General features: G+C 61.6%; 9 protein-coding genes. 3 read left to right on the top strand and 6 right to left on the bottom strand.

Annotated elements, in window-relative coordinates; genetic code table 11:
• Positions 1–130: 130 nt before the first annotated feature.
• Positions 131–544, top strand: a complete 414-nt coding sequence (arfB, locus tag ACW9I6_RS28790) for an alternative ribosome rescue aminoacyl-tRNA hydrolase ArfB (protein WP_003212972.1) — start codon at positions 131–133, stop codon at positions 542–544.
• On the opposite strand, the gene ACW9I6_RS28785 is transcribed toward arfB, so the two are convergent.
• From ACW9I6_RS28785 to ACW9I6_RS28775, 3 genes are all read right to left on the bottom strand, one after another.
• The gene (locus ACW9I6_RS28785; protein WP_003212974.1) at positions 541–1740 is read right to left on the bottom strand and encodes an MFS transporter; all 1200 of its coding nucleotides are present in this window, start codon (positions 1738–1740) and stop codon (positions 541–543) included. The two genes, arfB and ACW9I6_RS28785, sit on opposite strands and share 4 nt — an antisense overlap.
• Before the next feature lie 86 nt (positions 1741–1826).
• Positions 1827–2000 (bottom strand): hypothetical protein, encoded by a 174-nt coding sequence (locus ACW9I6_RS28780; protein ID WP_008430977.1) that lies wholly within the window; start codon positions 1998–2000, stop codon positions 1827–1829.
• A 74-nt stretch (positions 2001–2074) separates the two neighbouring features.
• Positions 2075–2203 carry a hypothetical protein gene (locus tag ACW9I6_RS28775; protein WP_003212978.1) on the bottom strand — a complete coding sequence of 43 codons (129 nt, stop codon included), beginning with the start codon at positions 2201–2203 and terminating at the stop codon, positions 2075–2077.
• 362 nt (positions 2204–2565) lie between these two features.
• On the opposite strand from ACW9I6_RS28775, the gene ACW9I6_RS28770 reads away from it, so the two are divergent.
• A complete protein-coding gene (locus ACW9I6_RS28770; RefSeq protein WP_052024259.1) occupies positions 2566–3840 on the top strand; it encodes an MFS transporter in 1275 nt (424 codons plus the stop codon).
• Here ACW9I6_RS28770 and ACW9I6_RS28765 read toward each other — a convergent pair.
• Both ACW9I6_RS28765 and ACW9I6_RS28760 read right to left on the bottom strand, forming a co-directional pair.
• The gene (locus tag ACW9I6_RS28765) at positions 3837–4421 is read right to left on the bottom strand and encodes an HD domain-containing protein (RefSeq protein WP_003212982.1); all 585 of its coding nucleotides are present in this window, start codon (positions 4419–4421) and stop codon (positions 3837–3839) included. The genes ACW9I6_RS28770 and ACW9I6_RS28765 overlap by 4 nt on opposite strands.
• Before the next feature lie 33 nt (positions 4422–4454).
• Entirely contained in the window at positions 4455–4766 is a 312-nt protein-coding gene (locus ACW9I6_RS28760) for a DUF962 domain-containing protein (protein ID WP_003212984.1), read from the bottom strand.
• Between the two features lie 161 nt (positions 4767–4927).
• Between ACW9I6_RS28760 and ACW9I6_RS28755 the strand changes: the two genes are divergently transcribed.
• A complete protein-coding gene (locus ACW9I6_RS28755; RefSeq protein ID WP_003212986.1) occupies positions 4928–5983 on the top strand; it encodes an AraC family transcriptional regulator in 1056 nt (351 codons plus the stop codon).
• On the opposite strand, the gene ACW9I6_RS28750 is transcribed toward ACW9I6_RS28755, so the two are convergent.
• Complete coding sequence (locus ACW9I6_RS28750) at positions 5940–7394, bottom strand: TrkH family potassium uptake protein (protein WP_003212988.1); 1455 nt, start codon at positions 7392–7394, stop codon at positions 5940–5942. The genes ACW9I6_RS28755 and ACW9I6_RS28750 overlap by 44 nt on opposite strands.
• Positions 7395–7536 lie beyond the last annotated feature (142 nt).

Below are 7536 nucleotides of genomic sequence, written 5' to 3'. Positions count from 1 at the left end.
GTGAGCCGCTGTAAGAGCGGAACCAATATCAGCCATCACCCAAATAACGGATATGTACCCAGCCCCCAGCCCCCAGCAGCCCAACACATTGGCGTATCCTTACCCCTCCACCCCAAGGCCCGATCAAAAAATGCTGGTGATATCCAACAACGTGCACCTCCCCGACGCCGAGATCGAGCTGACAGCCATCCGCGCCCAGGGCGCTGGCGGTCAAAACGTCAACAAGGTCTCCAGCGCCGTGCACCTGCGTTTCGACATCCCGGCCTCGTCCCTGCCTGACTTCTACAAGGAACGCCTGCTGGCCCTGCGCGACACCCGCATCACCAGCGAAGGCGTACTGATCCTCAAGGCCCAGCAATACCGAACCCAGGAACAAAACCGCGCCGACGCCCTCGAGCGCCTGGTGGAACTGATCCTCAGCGCCACCAAGGTCGAAAAGAAACGCCGCCCCACCAAACCCACCCTGGGCTCAAAGAAGCGCCGCCTCGAATCCAAGACCAAACGCGGCAGCATCAAGGCCGGCCGCGGCAAGGTGGACTTCTAACTCGCCTGACGTTCTTCGCGATACTTCGGCGCCTGCCGGTACAAATACAGGCTCAACAGCAACCCGCCAAACGCCGCGATCGCCGCAAACAGGAAGATCGAGGCAAACCCGAACCCCGCCGCAATCGCCCCGGCCAACGGCCCGGTGATCCCCAACGACAAATCGATAAACAGCGAATACGCCCCCACCGCCGCACCCCGGCTCGAGGCGGGCACCAGGTTGACCGCCTCCACACCCAAGGCCGGAAACACCAGGGAAAAGCCAAACCCGCTCAACGCCGCACCCGCCAACGCCAAATGAGGATCCGGCGCCAGCCACAGCAGCAGCAGCCCCAGCGTCTCCACCGACAAACAGGCAATCGCTACGCGAAACCCGCCAATGCGGTTGATCAAATTGCCGAACAACAACCGCGCCCCGATAAAGCTGGCACCGAACAGGCTCAGGCACAGCACCGCGTTATCCCAATGCTGGGTCGCGTAATACAAGGTGATGAAGGTGGCGATGGTGCCAAACCCGATCGAGCCCAGCGCCAGCCCGCAGCCGTGAGGCAACACGCGCCCCAGCACATGCATGAACGGCAGGCGCTCGCCCACCACGATCGGCGCGGCGACTTTCGGCCAGGCCAGCAGCAGGCCCAGCACCGCCAGCAGGATGATGCTGACGCCCATGCTCCACAGCCCGAAATGACTGACCAGCAACACCCCCAGCGGTGCGCCGATGGCCAGGGCGCCGTAGCTGGCGATGCCGTTCCAGGAGATGACCTTGGCGGTATTCGCCGCACCCACCCGGCCAATGCCCCAGCCGATGGAACCCGAGCCCACCAGGCTTTCAGCGCTGCCCAGCACCAGGCGGCCAATCAGCAGGCTGGTGAGGCTCAGCGCCGGCAGGTGTGACAGCCACGCCGAGAGCAACATGAACACGCCGCTCAACCCGCAACCGGCCAGGCCGTACATGACGGCGCGCTTGCTGCCGCGGTTATCGATGATGCGTCCCGCGTAGGGCCGGCTCAGCAGAGTGGCCAGGTATTGCACGCTGATCACAAGGCCCGCGATCACGGCGCCAAAGCCCAGGTCGCTGTGCACATAGCCAGGCAACACGGCCAGGGGAATGCCGATATTCAGGTAGCCGATGAAGGTGAACAAAACGATGGAAACGACTTGCAGCGTGACCGCCATGGGGCGCTGGGTATCTGGCATGGGGAGAGGTCCACTGTCGCAGCAGGAAAAGATAGGCTGCTTATGATACCGATGCTGGGCGCGTGCGGGGGCAGCAAAGCAAACTTTTAGCGATCGGCGGGGTTGAGCAGTTGCGTGGTTACCAACGCGGCGAGGGCGTTTTCCTGGGTGCCGAAGCGCTTGAGCAGGAGGGCCTGTTTTTCCGGGGTGAGGCGGTTCCATACGTCGACCATGTGCAAGGCAGTGTCGAGCAGGGCGGTATCGGGGGTGGTGTCGGTCATGGCGGGGCTCACGGTGTTCAGGCGGTGTGGAAAGCGCGCAATGTCACGCTTTCCACACGGTCTGGGTACGGCTCTCAGTCTTCGCTCTTGCGGTCGACCGGTTTTGCCTCTTTGGGCTCGGGCTTGGTGGCACCGGCCTGTTGCGGGGTTGGCTGCTCAGTTTCGTGCAGGCTTGGGAAGGGGAGATTAGGGATTTCGTGCATCGTCGTCGCTCCTCGCAAGATCTGTTTTATCAATCGCAGGTGATTCCGCGCGTTCAAAAAGCCTGTGCAGGATACAGCACTGTAAATGACAGAAAGATTTTATCTCAGAAAATGAACGCGTCTTCATCCCGCCGCGCAAGTGACGTGGCGCCACAGGGGTGTCGATTGTCATCGTACAACATCACCCTTCACGGATTGACATCGTACTGCGGACTGAATATAACGCTAACAGTTGTATGACGACATATGACGTTACAGTTTTATAGCGCCCGTAATACGGATGCGCTCGGTCGCAGAACGTACGCCTCAAATCTAAAAATAATTAAGGTGAAGCGATGAAAATCAAAGGCATCCGTTGGTGGATGGTCGGGCTGATGACGGTCGGCCTGATTATTAACTACCTGGCCCGCAACACGCTCTCAGTCGCAGCCCCCACGCTGATGACCGACCTGAGCATCTCCACTGAGCAGTATTCCCACATCGTTGTTGCCTGGCAGGTGTGCTACGCCTTGATGCAGCCGATCGCCGGTTATGTGATCGATGCGATCGGTACCAAGATGGGCTTTGCCATCTTCGCCATCTCCTGGTCGGTAGTCTGTGCCCTGGCGGCATTCGCCACCGGTTGGCAGAGCCTGGCAGTGGCCCGTGGCGCACTGGGGCTGACGGAGTCGGCGGGCTTCCCCGGCGGCGTCAAGGCGATTACCGAGTGGTTCCCGGCCAAGGAGCGCTCCGTCGCCATCGGCTGGTTCAACTTTGGTTCGTCGTTTGGTGCGTTGTTGGCGCCGCCACTGGTGGTCTGGGCGATTTTGCACAGCGGCTGGCAGTTGGCATTCCTGATCGTTGGCGGCATCGGCCTGGTGTGGAGCGGGCTGTGGCTGCTGCTGTACAAGCACCCGCGTGACCAGCGCCTGCTGGCCCAGGCCGAGCGTGAGTACATCGAGGCCGGCCAGGAAACCCACCTCAAGGAAGGCGTACAGAAGAAAGCCAGCTGGAAGCGCATCCTCAAGAGCCGCAACTTTTTCGCCATCGCCTCGGCGCGGATGCTCTCGGAGCCGGCCTGGCAGACGTTCAATGCCTGGATTCCGTTGTACCTGATGACCGAGCGGCACATGAACATCAAGGAAATGGCGCTGTTCGCCTGGCTGCCGTTCCTGGCCGCCGACATTGGCTGTGTGCTGGGTGGCTACCTGAGCCCGTTGTTCCACCGCTACTTCAAGGTCTCGCTGTTCACCTCGCGCAAGCTGGTGATGCTGTTCGGTTGCCTGTGCATGATCGGCCCGGCGTGCATCGGCCTGGTGGACAGTGCCTACACCGCGATTGCCCTGCTGTGTGTCGGCGGTTTCGCCCACCAGACCTTGTCGGGTGCGCTGTTTTCCATCGCCTCGGACTCATTCGGCAAAAACGACGTGGCCACCGCCACCGGTGGCGGGCAGATGTGCGGGTTTATCGGGGCTGCGGCGTTTACTGCGGTGTTCGGCGTGCTGGTGACCAAGGTCGGCTACAGCCCGCTGTTTGTGGTGCTGGCGATTTTCGACATCATTGCGGCCATCGTGATCCTGATGGTGGCCCGGGAGATCGTCAAAGATCCGGAGCCAGCCACCCAAACCGGTCACGGCGGCACATTGCTGCCGGTTTAACCCTGGCGTTCCATCGCCGCCTTGTAGAGCGAGTTCTTCGGCTGGGCAAACACCCGGGCCAGCATCGGCTCGAAGAAGCTCAGCGGCAGGGTGTCGTAGGCCGGGTCGAACGCCGCCGCGTCGTACTGCGCGCAGAACTCGATGGTTTGCCGGTACTGCGGGTGGTCGCCAAATTGCTCGCGCAGGTGGCGGTCCATCCCCAGGTGGTGGAAGAAGTAGTAGCCCTGGAAGATCCCGTGCTTCTCCACCATCCACAGATTCTCGGCGCTTACGAACGGCTTGAGGATCGCGGCGGCGATGTCCGGGTGGTTGTAGGAACCGAGGGTGTCGCCGATGTCGTGGAGCAGGGCGCACACCACGTACTCTTCATCCCGGCCATCGTGCCAGGCGCGGCTGGCGGTTTGCAGCGAGTGGGTCAGGCGGTCCACCGGGAAGCCGCCGAAGTCGCCCTCCAGCAGCCGTAGATGCGCCAGGATCCGGCTTGGCAATTGCCGGGCGTAAGCACTGAAATCCTTGGCGATGATCGCCCAGTCTTCCTGGGTACCATCCTGCATATGGGTGAAACGGGCCTGCTGGTTCATCAAAGCCTCTCTTATTGTTCTTCAAGCGTGGGGCTAGAACGGCACCTTGCCCAGAATCATGTCGCGGTACATCACGAAATCCCCCAACAGGCTGTACAGCGGATGCTGGAAGGTCGCCGGGCGATTCTTTTCAAAGAAGAAATGGCCGATCCAGGCAAAGCTGTAGCCGGCCACCGGCAGCGCCAGCAGCAGCCACCACGCACCTTTGCCGATCGCCAACGCGAGTATGAAGATAACGAGGCTGGTGCCGATAAAGTGCAGGCGACGGCACGTACTGTTGCCGTGTTCACTCAGGTAATACGGGTAGAAATCGGCGAAGCTGTTGAATTGCCTGGCATTTTCCACAGTGGTCGGCCCTCTGGTTATTGTTCTGCCCGACAGATGTTCGGCGGGGAGCTTATTTGAGTCTAGAGTCATCAGTGGTAACAGCCAGTGACAATAGATGCCACTTTAGTATCCTTCGGATTCCTGGCTGTCGTTTCAGCCTTCCTTGTTAAGAAAACGCCATGAGCGAACGAACGACTTCTGCAAGCTGGGCGATGGGGATAGTCAAGGCGCTGGAAATGGACGGCCTGGATTGCCGTGCCTTGTTCAAGCAGCTTGGCCTGGATTACGCCGCGCTGAATGACCCGGATGCACGCTTCCCCCAGGACTCCATGACCCGGCTCTGGCAGCGCGCGGTCGAGCTGTCGGGCAACCCGGCGATTGGCTTGAACATGGGCAAGGTGGTGCGCCCGGCGTCGTTTCATGTGGCCGGCTACGCCTTGATGTCCAGCAATACCCTGGCCGAAGGTTTTATGCGGCTGGTGCGTTACCAGCGAATCATTGCTGAAAGTGCCGACCTGAGTTTCCGCCTGTTGCCCGAAGGTTATGCGCTGATTCTGACGGTGCACGGCGACCACCTGCCGCCTACCCGGCAAAGTGCCGAAGCGTCCCTGGCCAGTGCCCTGGCGTTATGCGGCTGGCTGACCGGGCGCACGTTGCAACCGCGCAAGGTGCTGGTGCAGGGCGATCAGCCAGCGGACCTGGCGCCCTACAAACAAGCCTTCCATGCACCGCTGGTGTTCAACGCGCCCTATGACGCGCTGATCTTCGAACGGGCCGATATGGAGGCGCCGTTGCCCACGGCGAACGAGGCGATGGCGTTGTTGCACGATCGTTTTGCCGGGGAGTACCTGGCGCGGTTTTCCGAGAGCCGGGTGACCCACAAGGCGCGGCAGGTGCTATGCCGGTTACTGCCCCAGGGCGAGCCCAAGCGTGAAGTGGTTGCGCAGACGTTGCACCTGTCCCAGCGCACCTTGCAGCGCCGCTTGCAGGAGGAGGGCACGAGTTTCCAGACCTTGCTCGACGACACCCGCCGCGAACTGGCCGAGCAATACCTGGCGCAGCCGAGCATGACCCTGCTGGAAATTGCCTACCTGTTGGGGTTTGCCGACCCAAGCAACTTCTTCCGTGCGTTTCGCCGCTGGTTCGATGCCACGCCCGGCGAGTACCGGGCGCGGTTGCATGAGCTGCCTGTCAGTGACGCCAAAACGCCGGAATGCACAGCACAAACACCGTAATGATCTCCAGCCGGCCCAGCAGCATGCCGAATGACAGGATCCACTTGGCCGCGTCCGGCAGGGTGGAGAAGTTACCGGCCGGGCCGATGGTTTCCCCCAGGCCCGGGCCTACACCGGACACGGTGCTGGCGGCGCCGGTCAGCGCGGTCATCCAGTCCAGGCCCAGCAACGACAGGGCCAGGGCGATGGCGCAGATGGTGATGGCGAAGAAAAACGAGAAGGTCAGGATCGACCGCACGATTTCTTCATCGAGGCGATGGCCGTTGTACTTCTGCTTGATCACCGCTCGCGGGTGAATCAACTGGTTCAAGTTGGCCTTGAGCAGGATGTAGGCGACCTGGAAACGGAAGATCTTGATCCCGCCAGCCGTGGAGCCGGAGCAACCGCCCACAAAGCCCAGATAGAAGAACAGCATCAGCGAGAAATTGCCCCAGATGCTGTAGTCCCCGAGTGCGAAACCGGTGGTGGTCACCACAGAGGTGACGTTCACCGCCACGTGGCGCAGCGCGTCCAGCCAAGGCAGGTCGGTGGTCCACCAATACCAGGTGCCGAGCACCAGCCAGGTCACCACCAGCAACCCGAGCAAGCCTTGCACCTGCTGATCCTTGATCAGCGCCCGGCGGTTGCCACGCATCGTGGCCACATACAGGGTGAACGGCAGGCTGCCCATGATCATCACCACCACGGCCACCCAGTGCACCGCCGGCTGTTTCCAGTGGGCCAGGGATTCGTCGGAAGTGGAAAACCCGCCGGTAGAAATCGCCGACATCGCATGGTTGATCGCATCGAACAGCCCCATCCCGGCCCACCAGAACGCCAGGCTGCCGAGGATGGTGATGCCCACGTACGCCGCCACGATCAGGCGCGCCACCATGTGTGAGCGGGGCATGACCTTTTCCGAGCGGTCGGAGGATTCGGTCTGGAACAGGCGCATGCCACCGATGCGCAGCAGCGGCAGGATCGCCACCGCCATGCCGATAAAGCCGATACCGCCGAGCCAGTGCAGCAGCGAGCGCCAGATGAGGATGCCCGGGGACATGGTGTCCAGGCCGCTGAGCACCGTGGAACCGGTGGCGGTGATACCGGACATGCTTTCGAAGAACGAGTCGGTGTAGCTGATGTGCTGGGTCAACAGGAACGGCAGTGCGGCGAAGATGCACACCACCAGCCAGCTGGAGACGGTCAGCAGGTACATGTCCCGCGGGCGCAGGTGCACGTGTTCCGGGCGGCCGGGGATGACCAGCGCCAGGCCTGCGATAAAGGTAATCAGGCTGGCCCAGAGGAACGACGGCAGGTCGCTGGTGCGTTCAAAAAACACCAGGGTCGCCATGGGGATGACCATGGCGATCGCCAGGGTGATCAGGAAGATGCCGATAATGAAACCGATTATCCGTAAGGTCGGCAACGCCATGGGGTCCGCTCGGGGTGACAGGAAAGGCGCCATTCTACCTGCGGTGCAGGGCAAGTAAACCGGGGGGGCGTTGGAGACGTGGCAGATCAAGTGTGGGAGCGGGCTTGCTCGCGAAAGCGGTGTATCAGTCAACGGATGCATT

Source organism: Pseudomonas sp. SDO5522_S412 (assembly GCF_054071215.1).
The sequence above is the reverse complement of the archived record's forward strand: the minus strand, read 5'-3'. Positions and strand labels throughout refer to the sequence as shown.

Excerpts from the sequence above, each read along its gene's own strand:
- ACW9I6_RS28765 (WP_003212982.1), bottom strand. The coding sequence starts at position 4,421 with ATGAACCAGCAGGCCCGTTTCACCCATATGCAGGATGGTACCCAGGAA.
- ACW9I6_RS28755 (WP_003212986.1), top strand. The coding sequence starts at position 4,928 with ATGAGCGAACGAACGACTTCTGCAAGCTGGGCGATGGGGATAGTCAAG.
- ACW9I6_RS28780 (WP_008430977.1), bottom strand. The coding sequence starts at position 2,000 with ATGACCGACACCACCCCCGATACCGCCCTGCTCGACACTGCCTTGCAC.
- ACW9I6_RS28770 (WP_052024259.1), top strand. The coding sequence starts at position 2,566 with ATGGTCGGGCTGATGACGGTCGGCCTGATTATTAACTACCTGGCCCGC.
- arfB (WP_003212972.1), top strand. The coding sequence starts at position 131 with ATGCTGGTGATATCCAACAACGTGCACCTCCCCGACGCCGAGATCGAG.
- ACW9I6_RS28785 (WP_003212974.1), bottom strand. The coding sequence starts at position 1,740 with ATGCCAGATACCCAGCGCCCCATGGCGGTCACGCTGCAAGTCGTTTCC.
- ACW9I6_RS28750 (WP_003212988.1), bottom strand. The coding sequence starts at position 7,394 with ATGGCGTTGCCGACCTTACGGATAATCGGTTTCATTATCGGCATCTTC.
- ACW9I6_RS28775 (WP_003212978.1), bottom strand. The coding sequence starts at position 2,203 with ATGCACGAAATCCCTAATCTCCCCTTCCCAAGCCTGCACGAAACTGAG.